Genomic DNA, 17586 nt, shown 5'->3' on the forward strand with positions numbered 1-17586 from the left:
GGCAATGGCAGTCGGACCCGCACCCCAGGAACACCAGGTCGTCTACACCACGTTGCATTTCGACAAGCCGTGGGCGATGGACAGCTATACACAGGTGGATGGCTACAAGGCGTGGAAGAAAATTCTCGCCGAAAAGCCCGATCCTGCTTCGATCGTTGAGATCGTCAAAAACAGCAACCTGCGCGGCCGCGGCGGCGCGGGCTTCCCCACCGGTTTGAAGTGGTCCTTCATGCCGAAGGGCAACATGCAGAAGTACATCCTCTGCAATTCCGATGAATCGGAGCCTGGCACGGCGAAAGACCGCGACATCCTGCGTTACAACCCGCATTCGGTGATCGAAGGTTTGGCGATCGCGTGTTACGCGACCGGCTCCACCGTGGCGTACAACTACCTGCGCGGTGAATTCCATCACGAGCCCTTTGAGCACTTCGAAGAGGCACTGAAGGAAGCGTATGAAGCCGGCCTGCTCGGCAAGAACATCCAGGGCACCGGCATCGACGTAGACATTTACGGTGCATTGGGCGCCGGTGCTTACATCTGCGGCGAAGAAACTGCGCTGATGGAATCGCTGGAAGGCAAGAAAGGCCAGCCGCGCTTCAAGCCGCCGTTCCCGGCCAATTTCGGCCTGTACGGCAAACCCACCACGATCAACAACACCGAAACCTATGCCTCGGTGCCGGCGATCCTGCGTAACGGCGCCGACTGGTTCTTGAATCTCGGCAAGCCGAACAATGGCGGCCCGAAGATCTTCTCGGTGTCCGGCCACGTCAACAAGCCGGGCAACTTCGAGATTCGCCTCGGCACCTCCTTCAAGGATCTGCTTGAGATGGCCGGCGGTGTGCGCAACGGCAACAAGCTCAAGGCGGTCATTCCCGGCGGCTCCTCGATGAAGGTGCTCAATGCCGAGGAAATGATGTCCGCCACCATGGATTACGACTGCCTGCAGAAGTTGGGTTCAGGCCTCGGCTCCGGTGCCGTGATCGTGATGGACGAGACCACCTGCATGGTGAAGGCGTGCCATCGCATCTCGCAGTTCTATCACGCCGAATCCTGCGGCCAATGCACGCCGTGCCGTGAAGGCACCGGTTGGATGTTCCGCGTGCTGACCCGCATCGTGGAAGGCAAGGGCACGCACGATGACCTGCATCGCCTGAAGGCCATCGCCGGCCAGATCGAGGGCCACACCATCTGCGCATTCGGCGAAGCCGCCGCGTGGCCGGTGCAGGGCTTCCTCGCCAAGTTCTGGAATGAATTCGAATACTACGTGCAGCACGGCCGTTCGATGACCGAAGACCGTCTCGCCGAAACTCGTGGAGTTGCTGCATGAGTGCGCAGCCAGCCAATACCGCGCCCGACGTCGTCAACATCGAGATCGATGGCAAGCCGACGCAGATCCGTAAGGGCGCGATGATCATCGAAGCGGCCGACAACGTCGGTATCGCCATTCCGCGCTTCTGCTATCACCGCAAGCTTCCGATCGCCGCCAACTGCCGCATGTGCTTGGTGGATGTGGAAATGGGCGGTCGCATGATGCCCAAGCCACAGCCGGCCTGCGCCACGCCGGTGGCCGAGGGCATGAAGGTCATTACGCGTTCCGAAAAGGCGCTGAAGTTCCAGCGCGACGTGATGGAATTCCTGCTGATCAACCACCCGCTCGACTGCCCGATCTGCGATCAGGGCGGTGAGTGCGAACTGCAGGACGTCGCGCTCGGTTATGGCCGCAGTGTGTCGCGCTACACCGAGCGCAAGCGCACCATCGCCGATGAAAATCTCGGCTCGCTGGTCGCTACCGAAATGACCCGCTGCATCCAGTGCACGCGTTGCGTGCGCTTCACCAGCGAGATCGCCGGCACGTACGAACTCGGCGGCATGAGCCGTGGCGAGAACCTGCAGATCGGCACCTATATCGGCAAGGCGCTGGAGACCGAACTGTCCGGCAACGTCATCGACGTGTGCCCGGTCGGTGCGCTCACCAACAAACCGTTCCAGTTCAAGGCGCGTGCCTGGGAATTGATCGCCAAGCCGTCCATCAGCTATCACGATGCGCTCGGCTCCAACCTGTGGCTGCACACACGCCGAGGCGAAGTGCTGCGCACGGTGCCGCGCGACAACGAAGCGATCAACGAATGCTGGCTGTCTGATCGCGACCGTTACAGCTATGAAGGCCTGTATGCCGCCGATCGCGTGCATGCGCCGGAAGTGAAGCGCAACGGCCAATGGCAGAAAACTACTTGGGATGACGCACTCGCTGTCGCCGCTGAAGCGTTGAAGAGCGTGCCGGGCAGCGATCTGGGTGTACTGGTGCATCCGAGCACCACCAGCGAGGAAGGCGATCTGTTGGTTCGCTTGGCCCAAGGCTTGGGCAGTGCGCACATCGATCATCGTCTGCGTCAGCTCGACTTCGCTGACAACGCCGCAGCGCAAACCTTCGCCATACCGGTTGCGGACGTAGAGAAGGTGAAGGCGGCATTGCTGGTCGGTTCCGATCTGCGTTACGAAATGCCGCTGCTCAATCACCGCATCCATAAAGCCGTGAAGAAGGGCGCAAAGGTCTACGCCGTCAATCCAGCCGAGTTCAACTTCAATTACAACCTGGCTGGCGAAGCGGTCGTACCGCCGCATTACCTGGTCGATTCGCTGCTGGTGCTGGCCAAGGCTTCGATCGAAGCGGGTGCGTCGCAACCTGGCTTCATCTCCAATGAATCGCTGGCCCCGCTGCAGGTAACCGACAAGGCACGCGAGGCAATCGCTGCGCTCAAGTCCGGTCAGGCCGTGGTGATTCTTGGCGAAGCGGCCATTACGCATCCGCAGGCTTCGTGGTTGCGCGCCGTCGCGCGTTTCATCGCTGACGCCACTGGTGCTGCCTACAACGAATTGCCGGTGGGCGCCAATGCGGTCGGCCTCACAAAGGTCGGCGTGCTGCCGGGCAACGGCGGTTTGAACGTGCAAGCCATGCTGGCACAGCCGCGCAAGGGCTATTTGCTGTACGGCCTGGAATTCCCGCACGACTTTGCCGATGGTGCTGCGGTCAGTCATGCGCTGAGCGGTTCCCAACACGTAGTGGCTTTCAGCGCATTCGCCAACGCGGCGCTGCGCGACGTGGCCGATGTGATCCTGCCGATCGGCCTGCTGCCTGAAATCGAAGGCACGCTAGTGAACGTCGAAGGTCTCCAGCAGCGCGTGGAGGCGGGCTCCAAGGCGCCGGCTGATGCGCGCGCAGGCTGGAAAGTACTGCGTGCATTGGGCGGCCTGATGAAGTTGCCGGGCTTCGAATTCGACGACATTGCTGGTTTGCGCGATGGCATGGTCGAGCGCAAAGCCGCTGCTTCGCAGAACTTGGTGGAGCGCAAGCCGGTGCAGGGCCTGAGCCGCCTCGCCACCTGGCCGATCTATCGCAGCGATGCGGTGGTTCGCCGCGCGAGTTCGCTGCAAGCGCACCCGCTCAATCGCGAAGTGGCTGTGCATTTGAACGCGAACGAGGCACAGCGTCAGGGCTTCGCCGCGGGTGACAAGATCAAGCTTGCAAACGCTGTGCTGCCGCTGGTCATCGATGCGACGGTACCTGATGGTGCCGTGTGGATCGAGGCCGCCCACGATCAGACTGCGACGCTGCCGCCGTACGGCGCGGTCATCACCTTGAGCAAGGCGTAACCCATGGATCAACTTATTCATCAGCTTCTGCTGCCGCTGCTCTACACGCTTTGCGTGGTGCTGCCGCTGGTCATCGGGGTGGCGATGTACGTGTGGTGGGAACGCAAAGTCATCGGCTGGATGCACGTGCGCATGGGGCCCAACCAGGTGGGCCCGGCTGGCTTGCTGCAGGCCTTCGCCGACGTGGTAAAGCTGCTACTGAAAGAAGTGATCCTTCCCACCAATGCGAACAAGGTGCTGTATTACTTAGCGCCGCTGATCGCGCTGGTGCCGGCACTTGCTGCTTGGGCAGTGATTCCGTTCAGCGACAAGGTGGCGCTGTCCAATGCCAACGCCGGACTCCTGTATCTGCTGGCGATGACCTCGCTGGGCGTATACGGCATCATCCTCGCCGGGTGGTCCTCGAACTCGCGTTACGCGTTGCTCGGTGCGATGCGTTCGGCGGCGCAGGTGATCTCGTATGAACTGGCGATGGGTTTGTGCCTGGTCTGTGTGCTGGTGCTGGCTGGCAGTTTGAACCTCACCGACATCGTCAATGCGCAGGCCGGTCACAAAGGCATCTTCGACTGGTTCATGTGGCCGTTGCTGCCGGTGTTCGTCATCTACTTCATTTCCGGTGTGGCTGAAACGAATCGCGCACCGTTCGACGTGGCCGAAGGCGAATCGGAAATCGTGGCCGGTTTCCATGTGGAATATTCGGGTTCGGCGTTCGCGCTGTTCTTCCTGGCCGAATACGCCAACATGATCCTGGTCAGCTTCCTGGCCGCGATCTTGTTCTGCGGCGGCTGGCTGAGCCCGATTCCGGACGCCGTGCCGGTGTTGGGACATACCAGCATCCTGTGGCTGTTTGCCAAGGTGTTCGTGTTCGCCACCTTGTTCCTGTGGTTCCGTGCCACCTTCCCGCGCTATCGCTATGACCAAATCATGCGTCTGGGCTGGAAGGTGCTCATTCCCATCGCCATCGTCTGGGTACTCGTTGCCGGCTGCATGAAGTACTACGGCCTGGTTCACATCGGCACGGGGGGCTGAAAAAAGCCATGTCTCGCGTTACCAACTATTTCAAGAGCCTGCTGCTCATCGAGCTGCTCAAAGGCATGGCGCTGACGCTTCGGTACATGTTCATGCCGAAGTACACGATGCGCTATCCGATGGAGCACATTCCCAAGTCCAACCGCTTCCGCGGCCTGCATGCGCTGCGTCGCTATGCGAACGGTGAGGAACGCTGCATCGCGTGCAAGCTGTGCGAAGCGGTGTGCCCGGCGCTGGCGATCACCATCGATTCCGCGCCGCGTGCCAGCGATGGCCAGCGCCGCACCACGCGTTACGACATCGACCTGTTCAAGTGCATCTACTGTGGCTTCTGCGAAGAAAGCTGCCCGGTGGACTCGATCGTCGAAACGCACATCCACGAATATCACTTCGAACATCGCGGCGAGAACGTGGTGACCAAGCCGCAGTTGCTGGCCATCGGCGATCGCTTCGAGGCGGAGATCGCGGCGGCCCGCGCTCAAGACGCGGCCTATCGTTAGAGCCTATTTAGGATCTCGGCGTGGCCCGCGCCGGATCTGTTTGCTTGACGGGCAAGGAGGAACAAAGGCGTGTATGTCGATACACAACTGAGTGAGGACGCCGCCCGGCGAGCAAACAGCTCCGGCCCGAAGGGTTGCCACGGTGCGTCCGCCATGCGGCAGCGCGCGGCTTGGCTTGCCAGCCAGGCAAGCGCTGCGCCGCGCACCACCACCTGGCGAACGCACCGTGGCAACGCGGGCTACGCCGAGACCCTAAATAGGCTCTCAGGACACTACCGATGATCGATCCGTCCTTGTTCCAACTCGTCTGTTTCTACGCCTTCGCCGCGGTCACCGTGGTGGCGGCGCTTTCGGTGATCACGCTGCGCAATTCGGTGCATGCCGTGCTTGCGCTGGTGCTCACCTTCTTCAGCACGGCCTGCATCTGGATGCTGGCCGAGGCCGAATTCCTCGCCATTGCCTTGATCGTGGTGTACGTCGGCGCGGTGATGGTGTTGTTCTTGTTCGTGGTGATGATGCTCGACATCGACCAGGAAAAGATCCGCGAGGGCTTCGTGAAGTTCCTGCCGGTCGGCTTGATTGTCGCGGTGGTGATGCTGGTGGAAATGCTCGGTCTGATCGGCGTGCGCATGATGCACACGCAGACCATGGGCGAAAACCCAGCGACCGCCGCGGGCATGTCCAACACGCAGTGGCTGGGTATGGCGCTCTACACGCAATACCTGCTGCCGTTCGAAATCGCCGCGTTGATCCTTACGGTGGGCGTCATTGCCGCCGTGGCGCTGACGCTGCGCCATCGCGCCGGCACGCGCAAGCAGCATCCCAGCGAGCAGGTGGCCGTGAAGGCGACCGATCGCGTGCGCATCATCAAGATGGCGGCGGAGCGCCCGGCCGATAGCCAGCCCGCGCCGGCTCAGGAGTCCAAGCCATGATTACGCTTTCGCATTACATCGTGCTGGGTGCGATCCTGTTCTGCGTTTCGGTGGCTGGCCTGTTCATCAACCGCAAGAACGTGATCGTGTTGCTGATGGCGATCGAGCTGATGCTGCTCGCCGTCAACATCAACTTCGTGGCTTTTTCCCGCTTCAGCCACGACGTGGCGGGGCAGGTCTTCGTGTTCTTCATTCTCACCGTGGCCGCGGCGGAATCCGCGATCGGCCTGGCGATCCTGGTGCTGCTGTTCCGTAATCGCAGCACGGTCAACGTCGCCGAAATCGACAGCATGAAGGGTTGAGCATCATGGAACTTTCCTCCTCCATTCTGTTGACTATCGCACTGGCGCCGCTTGTCGGCTGCTTGCTGGCTGGGTTCTTCGGCAAGCAGATCGGCCGCGTCGGCGCGCATAGCGTCACCATCCTCGGCCTGCTGATCTCCTGCGGCCTGTCGTTCTACGTGCTGTACCAGATCACGATGGGTGGCGCGCCGGTCTACAACCACAACGTCTATACGTGGTTCGAGATCGGCAAGTACACCGCCAGCGTGGGTTTCCTTATTGATCGCCTCACCGCCATGATGATGGTGGTGGTCACCTTCGTATCGCTGCTGGTGCACGTGTACACCATCGGCTACATGGCGGATGACGACGGCTACCAGCGCTTCTTCAGCTACATCTCGCTGTTCACCTTCTCGATGTTGATGCTCGTGATGAGCAACAACTTCCTGCAGCTGTTCTTCGGCTGGGAAGCAGTGGGCTTGGTGTCGTATCTGCTGATCGGTTTCTGGTACAAGCGTCCGACGGCCATCTTTGCCAACCTCAAGGCGTTCATCGTCAACCGCGTGGGTGACTTCGGGTTCCTGCTCGGCATCTCGGCGATCCTGTACTTCCTGGGCACTCTGGACTACGCGACCGCATTTGCTTCGGCGCCGACGCTCGTGGGCAAGACATTGACGCTCACCCAGAACATTCACTGGGACGCGGCTACGGTGATCTGCATCCTGCTGTTCATTGGTGCCATGGGTAAGTCCGCGCAGGTGCCGCTGCACGTGTGGCTGCCCGATTCGATGGAAGGCCCGACGCCGATCTCCGCGCTGATCCACGCCGCGACGATGGTGACCGCCGGCATCTTCATGGTGGCGCGCATGTCGCCGCTGTACGAGCTGTCGGAAACCGCGCTGAGTGTGGTGCTGGTGATTGGTGCAACGGGCGCGCTGTTCACGGGTTTGATTGGCATCGTGCAGAACGACATCAAGCGCGTGGTGGCGTACTCCACCCTGTCTCAGCTCGGTTACATGACGGTGGCGCTAGGCGTGTCTGCCTATTCCGGTGCCGTGTATCACCTGATGACGCACGCGTTCTTTAAGGCGCTGCTGTTCCTCGGCGCTGGCTCGGTGATCATCGCCATGCACCATGAGCAGGACATGCGCTATATGGGTGGCCTGCGCAAATACATGCCGATTACCTGGATCACGATGTGGGTCGGCGCGCTGGCGCTGTGCGGGGTGCCGTTCTTCTCGGGTTTCTATTCGAAGGACTCGATCATCGATGCCGTGCACGAGTCGCATCGCTGGGGTTCGGGTTACGCATATATCTGCGTGATAGTTGGTGCCTTCGTGACTGCGACTTACACGTTTCGCCAGATGTACATGACTTTCCATGGCAAGGAACGTTTCAAGGTGGTCGAGCATCATGGCCATCACGATGCACATGGCCACGACGATCACCATGACGATCACGGTCATCACGAGCCGGGCGTGCTGCATCATCCGCCGAAGGAGTCGCCGTGGGTCGTGACGCTGCCGTTGATCCTGCTGGCCATTCCGTCGCTATTGGTGGGCCTCTTCACCGTGCAGCCGATGCTGTTCGGCAACTGGTTCGGCGGTGCCATCCATGTGGATGAAGCCAATAACGTGCTCGGCGAAGTCGGCAAAGAATTCCATGGCTCGCTAGCAATGGCGCTGCATGGGTTTACCCAGCTGCCGTTCTTCCTGGTGCTGGCGGCGTTCATCATTACCACTTACATCTATTTGTTTAACCCTTCGCTAGCCGACAAGATCAAGAGCGCACTTAAGCCGCTGTGGACGATCCTCGATCGCAAGTATTGGGTCGACGATATCTACTTTGCGATCTTCGCCCGCGGCGGTGTCGCGTTGGGTCGCATGTTCTGGAAGGGCGGTGATGCCGCCGTGATCGATGGCGTGCTGATCGACGGTTCGGCAAGCCTGGTACAGCGCATCGCCGCGAGCGTGCGCCGTGTCCAGTCCGGTTATCTGTACCACTACGCGTTTGCGATGATCCTCGGCCTGATCCTGCTCCTGGGCGGATATTGGTTCGTCGGGCACTAAAGGGAAGCGAGCTCCATGTTCAATCATTTGCTCAGCCTGCTGATCTGGCTGCCCATCGTCGGCGCAGTGCCCGTGTTGCTGGCCGGTTCCGGCCGTCCCAACGCGGCACGCTGGATCTCGCTGCTGATGGCCATCCTCACCTTCGCCATCAGCCTGTTCCTCATTCCGCAGTACCACCCCGACGTGGCCGGCATGCAGCTAGTCGAGAGCCATCTGTGGATCGAATCGCTCAACGTCCACTACAGCCTCGGTGTCGATGGCATTTCCGTCGCCCTGATCCTGCTGACCACCTTCGTGGGCATTCTGGTGATCGTGGGTGCGTGGGAAGTGATCCAGGACAAGCCGCATCAGTACATGGCTGCCATGCTGGTGCTTGAAGGTCTGATGATCGGCGTGTTCTGCGCCACCGACGCCTTGCTGTTCTACGTGTTCTTCGAGGCGATGCTGATCCCGATGTTCATCCTCATCGGGATCTGGGGTGGTCCACGTCGCGTCTATGCAACGTTGAAGTTCTTCATTTACACCTTCTTCGGCTCGATCTTCATGTTGGTGGGTCTGATCTACCTGTACTTGAAGGCGGGTACGTGGGATCTGCACACGCTGGCGGCCTTGCCGCTGTCGCTGACCGAGCAGAGCTGGCTATTTTTCGCCTTCCTGATCGCGTTCGCGGTGAAAGTGCCGATGGTACCGGTGCATACCTGGTTGCCGGATGCGCACGTGGAAGCACCCACTGGCGGTTCGGTGGTGCTGGCGGCGGTGATGCTGAAGATCGGCGGATACGGTTTCCTGCGTTTCAGCCTGCCGATCGTGCCGGATGCTTCGCATCATTTCGCATGGGTGGTAATCCTGCTCAGCCTGATCGCTGTGGTCTACATCGGCTACGTAGCGCTGGTGCAGGAAGACATGAAGAAGCTGGTGGCGTACTCGTCTGTCGCGCACATGGGCTTCGTAACGCTGGGCATCTTCATCGCCTTCATGCTGGTGCGCGAACAGGGCAATACCGATGCCGCGCGTCTGGGCATGCAGGGTGCGATGGTGCAGATGATCTCGCACGGCTTCGTCTCCGGCGCGATGTTCTCGTGCATCGGCGTGCTGTATGACCGCCTGCATACGCGCCTGATCAAGGACTACGGCGGCGTGATCAACGTGATGCCCTGGTTCGGCTTTTTCTACGTGCTGTTTGCAATGGCCAACTGCGGCCTGCCGGGCACCAGCGGTTTCGTGGGCGAGTTCATGGTGATCCTGTCGAGCTTCAGCGCCAATCCGTGGATCGCGCTGTTCGCTGCTTTCACCCTGATCATCGGTGCGGCTTACACGCTGTATCTGGTCAAGCGCGTGTTGTGGGGTGAAATCACCAATCCGCACGTGGCGGAGATGAAGGACATCAACGGTCGCGAGTGGATCGTGCTGGGCTCTTTCGCTGCGTTGACGCTGTTGATCGGCATTTGGCCCGAACCGCTCACGCACCTGATGGACAACTCGGTGAACCAGCTCGTGCAAGTGCTCGCCATTCACAAGGTTTGATCGAGAACGACCATGCCGACTATCAACGACATTTTGATCATGCTGCCGGAATTTTTTCTGGTAACGGCAGCGTGCGTTCTCCTGCTGGCCGACGCCTTCATGAAGCCGGCCGAGCGTATCTACCTGCACTGGATGTCCATCGGTGTGCTGATCGTGACCGGCTACCTGGTGCTTCGTTATCAGCCAGGCGTGCCGGTGACCGCGTTCAACGGTATGTTCATCCGCGATGGCCTGAGCACGATCCTCAAGCTGTTTGCCTTGCTGTCGACCATCCTGGTCTTCATCTACGGCCGTCCGTACATGGTCGACCGCAAGCTGTTCGTGGGCGAGTTCTACACGCTCATGCTGTTCGCGGTGATCGGCGTGATGCTGCTGGTATCGGCTGGCAACCTGGTGATGATCTACCTTGGCCTGGAACTGCTGACGCTGTCCTCGTATGCGCTGGTGGCGCTGAATCGCGATTCCAGCCTGTCTTCCGAAGCGGCCATCAAGTACTTCGTGTTGGGCGCGTTGTCTTCGGGCATGCTGCTATACGGTATGTCGATGGTGTATGGCGCCACTGGCACGCTGGATCTGGTGCAACTGCATACGGCGATTCCACATAGCGCCATGCCGCACTTGTTGGTGTTCGGCTTGGTGTTCATGGTGATCGGCATTTCGTTCAAGCTCGGCGTCGCACCGTTCCACATGTGGATTCCGGATGTGTATGAAGGTTCTCCTACGGCGGTAACCGCGTTCATCGGCTCGGCTTCCAAGCTGGCCGCGTTCGGCATGGCGTTTCGTCTGCTCGCCACCGGCATGGGCGATTTCTCGCAGCATTGGCAGTTGATGTTGGCTGCGCTCGCGGTGCTGTCGCTCGCGATCGGCAACGTGGTTGCGATCGTGCAGAGCAATCTCAAGCGCCTACTTGCCTACTCGACGATCTCGCACATGGGTTATCTGTTGCTGGGCTTGGTCAACGCAGGCCCTGAAGGTTATTCGGCAGCGATGTTCTACGCGGTGAGTTATGCGCTGATGTCCACCGCGGCTTTCGGTGTGATCCTCGCGCTCAGCCGCACCGGCTTCGAATGCGAAAACATCGACGACTTCAAGGGACTGAATCAGCGCGCGCCGTGGATGGCGTTCCTGATGATGCTTGCGCTGTTCTCGCTGGCAGGTGTGCCGCCGATGTTCGGTTTCTTTGCCAAACTGCTGGTGCTACAGGCTGCCATCCATGCCGGCATGATGTGGCTGGCGATCGTCGGCGCGGTATTCGCCATCATCGGCCTGTACTACTACCTGCGCGTGGTGAAGGTGATGTACTTCGACAAACCGGTGGAAGGTACTGAAGTACGTCTTCAGCCCGATTTCACTTTGCGCCTGACGCTTTCCTTGAACGCGTTGGTGTTGCTTGGTTTGGGCTTGTACTGGGGGCCGTTGCTGAACTGGTGCAGGCAGGCGTTTGTTGGCTGAAGACTGTTCGCTTGCGCGAAGAGCGGAAAAAAAGCGGTAATGGGCTTGCAAGAATTCGGCCATATCGCTAGAATTCTCGGACTCTGATGCGGGGTGGAGCAGTCTGGCAGCTCGTCGGGCTCATAACCCGAAGGTCGCAGGTTCGAATCCTGCCCCCGCTACCATGTTTCGAAGAGCCGGTACTGAAAAGTGCCGGCTTTTTTCGTTTTGCTGAAAGCGTGTTTCACCATCGCGCCCGTAGCGCGAGATTCGCCCCGTAACCGCGAAACACGTTGTTGCCGCCTGTGTCGTAATGAATCGAGCCGAACATTTCGAAATGGCGCCACAGCCATCCTTGCGCACCCAGTTTCACTTCCGCCCAATTACCTCTTTGATTGGAGTGGAACGTCACGTCACCGTCGTCAGTGGGATAGGTGACGCGAGAGTCGGCGATGAATTCGCGCCAGCCATTCACCGTTAGCGAAAAGCCGAGCCGTTGCCACATGTCATCTGCTTGAGCATCCGATGCCGAAGCAAGTCGTAGTCCGATGCGGCCGGCAAGCGAGCGTGCGGGAGCGAACTGCACGGATTCATCCGCATTGCTTGCGCCGTCGATGCTGATGTACTGATAGATCAATTGAGCTTGCGGTTGCCAGGTGATGGTTGGCGACAAAGCATGAGTGCGCCATCCTCCTTCGAGAGATGCCGTGAGTCCGGACGCGCGAGTCGTCAAATCCGGAACATGTTCGCTTGAGGTCGCCCTCACGGCGCTATACCAGGTTCCCTGCAGCACGCCATCGACATAAGCACCCTCGCGGCCGTAATGCGTCCAGAAACCCGCAATGGATCCGCTGTCGAAATGATCCTTGCCGGCGTAGATGCCGTTCGATAGCACGTTGCGATGCGTGACGAAGGCATTGGCGTGACCGAAAGCGCCATAAATGCCTGCATCGTCCCCCACATCGTCGGCGCTGCTGTTCTTGTAGAGATGCGCACCGAGTTGGATGGCCACAAAGTTGTTGTCGAAAGTGGGGCCGCTGCCGGTGACGCCACTGCCGGGCTGTTTGCCGTGCGTGCCGATAATCCGCGCCCATACATCCGGGTCTGCTTGATTCGTAACACCGGTCGACGCAGCGGGCTCAGAGTCGTCGGCCACGCGATCATGCAAGGTACCGACAAGCTCGCGTCCGGCCAACAGCATTGCGGAAGGCAGGGCGACGTTGAGTGAGACTTCCCGATTGTAGATGGGCGTTTCTGGCGGTGTTGGTGTTGGCGCCGGAGTTGGAGTTGGAGTTGGAGTTGGAGTTGGAGTTGGAGTTGGAGTTGGAGTTGGAGTCGGAGTCGGAGTCGGAGTCGGAGTCGGAGTCGGAGTTGGAGTCGGAGTTGGAGTTGGAGTTGGAGTTGGAGTTGGAGTTGGAGTTGGAGTTGGAGTTGGAGTCGGAGTTGGAGTTGGAGTTGGAGTTGGAGTTGGAGTTGGAGTCGGAGTTGGAGTTGGAGTTGGAGTCGGAGTCGGAGTCGGAGTCGGAGTCGGAGTCGGAGCGGGTGTAGGCACCGGCACCGCATCGCGCAGATACCAACTATCCGCTGAACTTCCATCTACAGCACCGCGTAACAAATCGTATTCATAAGGGCCGCTGACAACCGGTGCAGCGAGCGCGAACGCCGCAGGCGTCGTAGTGGCACCATTGATGGCCTGCACGACCAAAATGCCATTCCCCATGACAAGGTCGGGTTGACCGGAGGTGTTGACCTGGAAATAGGTCACGCCATTGGCCGCTCGAGCATTGGCGCCGTCGAGCAGAATCTTGTCCGAAGTGGTTTCCGTATCGCTCAGTTCGGTGTTGATCGCGATGGTGCCTGCGTTGCTGATCAGTGGGCCGGTAATGGCCAGCGTTAAAAACGAAGGTGCCGCAGATTCAAAGGAAATGGTGCCGGCGTTCGATAAAGTGCCATTGATGCGCGAATCGGCCGGCATGAACCAGCGACTGGTGGCGTCGATGCTTAGCTGGTTGACGCCGCGAACCCATCCGGAAAGCGTTGTTTGGTTCGTCAGTGCAACGTTCACCGAAGTGCCGCTGGTGCTAGCGGAATAGAGATTGTTCTGGACGTTGATGTTCCCATAGAGATGGGAGCCGTCCGTGGCATCAAGCACAGCATCGCCCGGCGATCCATTTACATCTTCAACATCCATCACCGTGCCTGTTGCGCCGTAGACCGAAGTGGCGGTGAGTTGGATGTTTGTTGTTCCACCGAAAATATCGATCGCGTTGCCTTGTTGGGTGGACGTCAACGTGCTGTTGCTGATGATTGCGGAATTGATGATGCCAAGGCCTTGCGAATAGGATGAAAGCGCAGTAGCCCTGGCGCCCGTTCCCATCGCAGTGGTGTTGTTCGCGATGATTTCGCCACCGTTGCGCAAAGCCATGGCATTGCCGGTAACGCCATTGGCGGTGATCTCGCTGCCGTTGATGGTCGCCAAGGTGCCGGCATCTTCGGAGTCGACACCCGAGCCCGCGTTCACCACGATCTTGGAATTGACCACATTCACATGCGCGCCGGTGAACACATCGAAGCCGCGCGAATTGAGGCTGGATGTGGCGAATGAAATGTAGTCCGCTTCGACCAAAGTGCCAGCGCCTTTGGCAACAATGCCGGATGCATTGTTGCCACTGGTGCTGATGGTGAAGATGCCCGTGGTGCTGCTGCCGGCCAGATCGATATAGGCACCGTTTTCCGCATCGACGCCGTAGGCTTGATCGCCAAGCGTAAAAATGTTCAACGAATTACCTATGATTGTGCTGGGTGCTCCGGTGGCAGGGTTCGTGCCGGTGGCGTAGAGCACGGTGCCCGCAGGACCAGGAACGGTGGTACTAAAAGCCTGGGGTGAAAGCGTCACACTCTGACCATCGGTAGCGACAACCTCTTGCGCATGGCTGCACGGAAAAAGTTGTGCGATAGCCAAACTCAGCAAACAAGGTGCGGTAATACGGCAGCTGCCAGATCGCTCTGCGCGAGACCGCGGAGTCTTTGGCGCTATAGGTCTATTTATTGCGAGCCCGAAAAGTGCCGTATGTGTGGCGCTATTCGCGCTAATCGAAAAACCATCATGTGACGCAAGCCATTTCCGACGCATAAGTCCCTCCTACCGTCATCATCTTTCGCGATGTTTCTGGTGGTACGGATGTGCCGAAGTTGCTGCAGAATCGACCGGTTCGATTTTGTTGCGCTACCAACTTCCCTTTGTGCGTATGTCGCCGTTGGCGACAACTCCCTTACTTCACATTTTGCGGTGTTGTGGAAGCGGCGTGAACGTTATCGTGCAACGTGAACCCTGGATTTTCTTTCTAAGTCTTGCGCATTTCAGTCGCAAGACGGCGGGATGATACGCGAACGTTGTGCGTGTTTTGCTAGTGAGCGAGCTGACCTGTATACGACCCCATGACCGGCAAACCCGACCGGACGCCGATCTGGGAAATCGATGGGGACATCATCAAGGCTGATTTCAGCAAGGAAAATGCGGCCTTCAGGGACGCCAGGAATTATACCCACTGGGCATTTACGGTCTCTCCGCAGGCCCCTTTACTCTCGAATCCGAGACGGTGAAAAACCGTCACCTGGCGAGGCGCGTTTTTTAAAACAGCTAAGCTCATCAAGCCGGCGGCAGTGACTTTTCTGCTCCCGGCGTTCGCCGGGACGGTGAATCTGGAGTTGATGGGGGCTTGCGTGTAGACAAAACGTCGACATGTGGTTGTCAGCAGCGTTTCTTATTGCGTAGCACCGTCCGCCTCCGTATAATTCACGAACTCTGAAGCGGGTAGAGGCGTACGCGCAGCCTGTTGAGCAGCGCGAAGATGGCCCCGCTACCGGATCTTTCTTGGACAAGAAAGCCTCCTCGCGAGGCTTTTTTGTTGGGCGCAAGGATGCGTACGCGCTTTATCGGGCCATAATTGGCCTGTTGGGCGCGCGGAAAGGTCCCGGATGGAGTCGGGACATCGGCAAGGTAAGGGAATGGGCCGTCGGAGCCCATTTTTTGTTTCTGGCGACGGTAGAGAGTGTGGACACGCAAGCGCTAGCACGACGCTTCACCGAGGTTCTGGCAGATCTGCAGCTGGAATGCATCGGTATTGAATTCAGCCCCTCGCAGGGGCAGAGCACTTTGCGCGTGTATCTCGATACGGAAGGGCGCGAGGTCAACCTCGACGACTGCGAAGCAGCCAGCCGCGAATTGTCGGCACTGCTCGATGTCGAGGATCCGATTCCGGGTCACTACGTACTGGAAGTGTCCTCGCCGGGTATCGATCGACCGCTGTTCACCTCCGAGCAGTTTGCGAAGGTGGTCGGGCAGGAAGTGAAGTTATTGCTGAAAGCACCGCTGGAAGGTCGTCGCCGTTTACGCGGCAAGGTTGTTTCAGTGGAAGGTAGCCGGATCGGTCTAGAGGCTGAAGGCAAGATGTTTGAATTCGAGCACGATGCGGTGGAAAGCGCGCGCATCGTGCCGGATTGGGCAGCGCTCGGTTACGTGCCGCAGCCCAAACCCGGCGGTCGCAAGCCGGGCAATAAGAAAGGTTCCAAATAGTCAATCTGTCGATGGGACGCGAGACGAGCGTCCACGGAGTGGTTGCAATGAGCAAAGAGCTTTTGCTGGTCGTTGATGCGGTTGCCAACGAAAAAGGCGTGTCGCGCGACGTGATCTTCCAGGCCATGGAAGCCGCGTTGGCGTCGGCCGCGAAAAAACGCTATCCGGATGAGGATCCGGATATCCGCGTCTCCATCGACCGCAACTCCGGCGACTATGAAACGTTCCGCCGTTGGGAAGTCATCGCCGACGACGGCGAGATGGAATCACCATTTCACCAGCTGCGTCTGATGGACGCCGAAGACGAACAGCCCGGTGCACAGGTCGGCGATTTCGTCGAGCAACAGATTGAAAACGCCGAATTCGGCCGCATTGCCGCGCAGGCGGCAAAGCAGGTGATCGTGCAGCGCGTGCGCGAAGCCGAGCGCCAGCAAGTGGTCGACGCGTTCAAGGATCGCGTGGGCGAGCTGGTCACCGGTATCGTCAAGCGCGTTGAGCGCGGCAACGTCTACCTTGATCTCGGCGGTAATGCTGAAGCTTTCATCCCGCGCGACAAGACCATTCCGCGTGAATCGCATCGCGTCGGTGACCGTGTGCGCGGCTATCTGCATGAAGTGAAATCCGAAGCGCGCGGTCCGCAGTTGTTCGTGTCACGCGCGGCGCCGGAATTCATGATCGAGCTGTTCAAGCTTGAAGTGCCGGAAGTCGGCCAGGGCCTGGTTGAGATCAAGGGCTGCGCGCGTGATCCGGGTGATCGCGCCAAGATCGCAGTGGTGGCGCACGACAGCCGCACCGACCCCATCGGCGCTTGCATCGGCATGCGCGGCTCGCGCGTGCAGGCGGTGTCGAACGAGCTCAACGGCGAGCGCGTGGACATCATCCTGTGGCACGAGAACCAGGCTCAGTACGTAATCAACGCGATGGCGCCGGCCGAAGTGCAGTCCATTATCATGGATGAAGACAAGCACTCGATGGACATCGCGGTGGCCGAGGACAAGCTCTCGCAGGCCATCGGTCGCGGCGGTCAGAACGTGCGCCTGGCCAGCAAGCTCACTGGCTGGCAGCTCAATGTGATGACCCAGGACCAGGTCGCCGCCAAGAGCGAAGCCGAACAGGAATCCGCTCGCCAGTTGTTCATGGACAAGCTGGAAGTGGACCAGGAAATCGCCAACATCCTCGTGCAGGAAGGTTTCTCCAGTGTCGAGGAAATTGCCTACGTACCGAGCGCGGAGCTTTTGGCCATCGAAGGTTTCGACGAGGACATCGTCGAAGAGCTTCGCGCCCGCGCCCGTGATTCGCTGCTTACGGAAGCGCTGGCAGTCGAAGAAAACCTCGACGAACACCAGCCTTCGCAGGAATTGCTGGATCTGGAAGGCATGGACGAAGTCACCGCATACGCTCTCGCCGAGCGTGGCGTAGGGACGGTGGACGATCTGGCTGACCTCGCGGTCGACGATCTGATCGACATCGACGGCATGGATGAAGATCGTGCTGCGGCACTCATCATGGCGGCGCGTGCGCCGATGATTGCGCGGCTGGAGAAGGGCGGCTAACCGCGGGCGGCAGCGTCCCGGATGGGCGCGCCGGAGGCCG

12 protein-coding genes and 1 tRNA gene are annotated in these 17586 nt (G+C 59.5%); 12 read left to right on the forward strand and 1 reads right to left on the reverse strand.

Annotated features, from left to right (window positions below; translation table 11 throughout):
* Positions 1 to 4: 4 nt before the first annotated feature.
* From nuoF to QQJ86_RS21455, 10 genes are all read left to right on the forward strand, one after another.
* Positions 5 to 1327: an NADH-quinone oxidoreductase subunit NuoF gene (gene nuoF, locus QQJ86_RS21410; RefSeq protein ID WP_284323009.1), complete on the forward strand. Its 1323-nt coding sequence runs from the start codon at positions 5 to 7 to the stop codon at positions 1325 to 1327.
* Positions 1324 to 3651: an NADH-quinone oxidoreductase subunit NuoG gene (nuoG, locus tag QQJ86_RS21415; protein WP_284323010.1), complete on the forward strand. Its 2328-nt coding sequence runs from the start codon at positions 1324 to 1326 to the stop codon at positions 3649 to 3651. The genes nuoF and nuoG overlap by 4 nt, the downstream gene beginning before the upstream one ends.
* 3 nt (positions 3652 to 3654) lie before the next feature.
* A complete protein-coding gene (gene nuoH / locus QQJ86_RS21420) occupies positions 3655 to 4680 on the forward strand; it encodes an NADH-quinone oxidoreductase subunit NuoH (RefSeq protein WP_284323011.1) in 1026 nt (341 codons plus the stop codon).
* Positions 4681 to 4688: 8 nt separating this feature from the next.
* Complete coding sequence (nuoI, locus tag QQJ86_RS21425; RefSeq protein WP_284323012.1) at positions 4689 to 5180, forward strand: NADH-quinone oxidoreductase subunit NuoI; 492 nt, start codon at positions 4689 to 4691, stop codon at positions 5178 to 5180.
* Between the two features lie 278 nt (positions 5181 to 5458).
* Positions 5459 to 6112, forward strand: coding sequence for an NADH-quinone oxidoreductase subunit J (locus tag QQJ86_RS21430; RefSeq protein ID WP_284323013.1), 654 nt, complete (start codon positions 5459 to 5461; stop codon positions 6110 to 6112).
* A complete protein-coding gene (nuoK, locus tag QQJ86_RS21435) occupies positions 6109 to 6414 on the forward strand; it encodes an NADH-quinone oxidoreductase subunit NuoK (RefSeq protein ID WP_284323014.1) in 306 nt (101 codons plus the stop codon). The genes QQJ86_RS21430 and nuoK overlap by 4 nt, the downstream gene beginning before the upstream one ends.
* Positions 6415 to 6419: 5 nt before the next feature.
* Positions 6420 to 8462, forward strand: a complete 2043-nt coding sequence (nuoL, locus tag QQJ86_RS21440) for an NADH-quinone oxidoreductase subunit L (RefSeq protein WP_284323015.1) — start codon at positions 6420 to 6422, stop codon at positions 8460 to 8462.
* Positions 8463 to 8477: 15 nt separating this feature from the next.
* Positions 8478 to 9986, forward strand: coding sequence for an NADH-quinone oxidoreductase subunit M (locus QQJ86_RS21445; RefSeq protein ID WP_284323016.1), 1509 nt, complete (start codon positions 8478 to 8480; stop codon positions 9984 to 9986).
* Positions 9987 to 9998: 12 nt separating this feature from the next.
* Complete coding sequence (gene nuoN / locus QQJ86_RS21450; protein WP_284323017.1) at positions 9999 to 11438, forward strand: NADH-quinone oxidoreductase subunit NuoN; 1440 nt, start codon at positions 9999 to 10001, stop codon at positions 11436 to 11438.
* Between the two features lie 87 nt (positions 11439 to 11525).
* A tRNA-Met gene (locus QQJ86_RS21455) sits at positions 11526 to 11602 on the forward strand.
* A 59-nt stretch (positions 11603 to 11661) separates the two neighbouring features.
* Here the strand turns inward: QQJ86_RS21455 and QQJ86_RS21460 are convergent.
* Positions 11662 to 14313, reverse strand: a complete 2652-nt coding sequence (locus QQJ86_RS21460; RefSeq protein ID WP_284323018.1) for an autotransporter outer membrane beta-barrel domain-containing protein — start codon at positions 14311 to 14313, stop codon at positions 11662 to 11664.
* A gap of 1158 nt (positions 14314 to 15471) precedes the next feature.
* Between QQJ86_RS21460 and QQJ86_RS21465 the strand changes: the two genes are divergently transcribed.
* Positions 15472 to 15993, forward strand: coding sequence for a ribosome maturation factor RimP (locus QQJ86_RS21465; RefSeq protein WP_284323139.1), 522 nt, complete (start codon positions 15472 to 15474; stop codon positions 15991 to 15993).
* Between the two features lie 47 nt (positions 15994 to 16040).
* The gene (nusA, locus tag QQJ86_RS21470) at positions 16041 to 17546 is read left to right on the forward strand and encodes a transcription termination factor NusA (protein ID WP_284323019.1); all 1506 of its coding nucleotides are present in this window, start codon (positions 16041 to 16043) and stop codon (positions 17544 to 17546) included.
* Positions 17547 to 17586: the final 40 nt, after the last annotated feature.

Source organism: Dyella acidisoli, assembly GCF_030160295.1.
In the GTDB taxonomy this organism is placed as follows: Bacteria; Pseudomonadota; Gammaproteobacteria; order Xanthomonadales; family Rhodanobacteraceae; genus Dyella_B; species Dyella_B acidisoli.

What these genes read in the sequence shown, in the direction of transcription:
- QQJ86_RS21430 (WP_284323013.1), top strand. Translation starts at nt 5,459, where the DNA reads ATGATCGATCCGTCCTTGTTCCAACTCGTCTGTTTCTACGCCTTCGCC.
- QQJ86_RS21445 (WP_284323016.1), top strand. Translation starts at nt 8,478, where the DNA reads ATGTTCAATCATTTGCTCAGCCTGCTGATCTGGCTGCCCATCGTCGGC.
- nuoN (WP_284323017.1), top strand. Translation starts at nt 9,999, where the DNA reads ATGCCGACTATCAACGACATTTTGATCATGCTGCCGGAATTTTTTCTG.
- nuoH (WP_284323011.1), top strand. Translation starts at nt 3,655, where the DNA reads ATGGATCAACTTATTCATCAGCTTCTGCTGCCGCTGCTCTACACGCTT.
- nuoG (WP_284323010.1), top strand. Translation starts at nt 1,324, where the DNA reads ATGAGTGCGCAGCCAGCCAATACCGCGCCCGACGTCGTCAACATCGAG.
- nuoK (WP_284323014.1), top strand. Translation starts at nt 6,109, where the DNA reads ATGATTACGCTTTCGCATTACATCGTGCTGGGTGCGATCCTGTTCTGC.
- nusA (WP_284323019.1), top strand. Translation starts at nt 16,041, where the DNA reads ATGAGCAAAGAGCTTTTGCTGGTCGTTGATGCGGTTGCCAACGAAAAA.
- nuoF (WP_284323009.1), top strand. Translation starts at nt 5, where the DNA reads ATGGCAGTCGGACCCGCACCCCAGGAACACCAGGTCGTCTACACCACG.
- nuoI (WP_284323012.1), top strand. Translation starts at nt 4,689, where the DNA reads ATGTCTCGCGTTACCAACTATTTCAAGAGCCTGCTGCTCATCGAGCTG.
- nuoL (WP_284323015.1), top strand. Translation starts at nt 6,420, where the DNA reads ATGGAACTTTCCTCCTCCATTCTGTTGACTATCGCACTGGCGCCGCTT.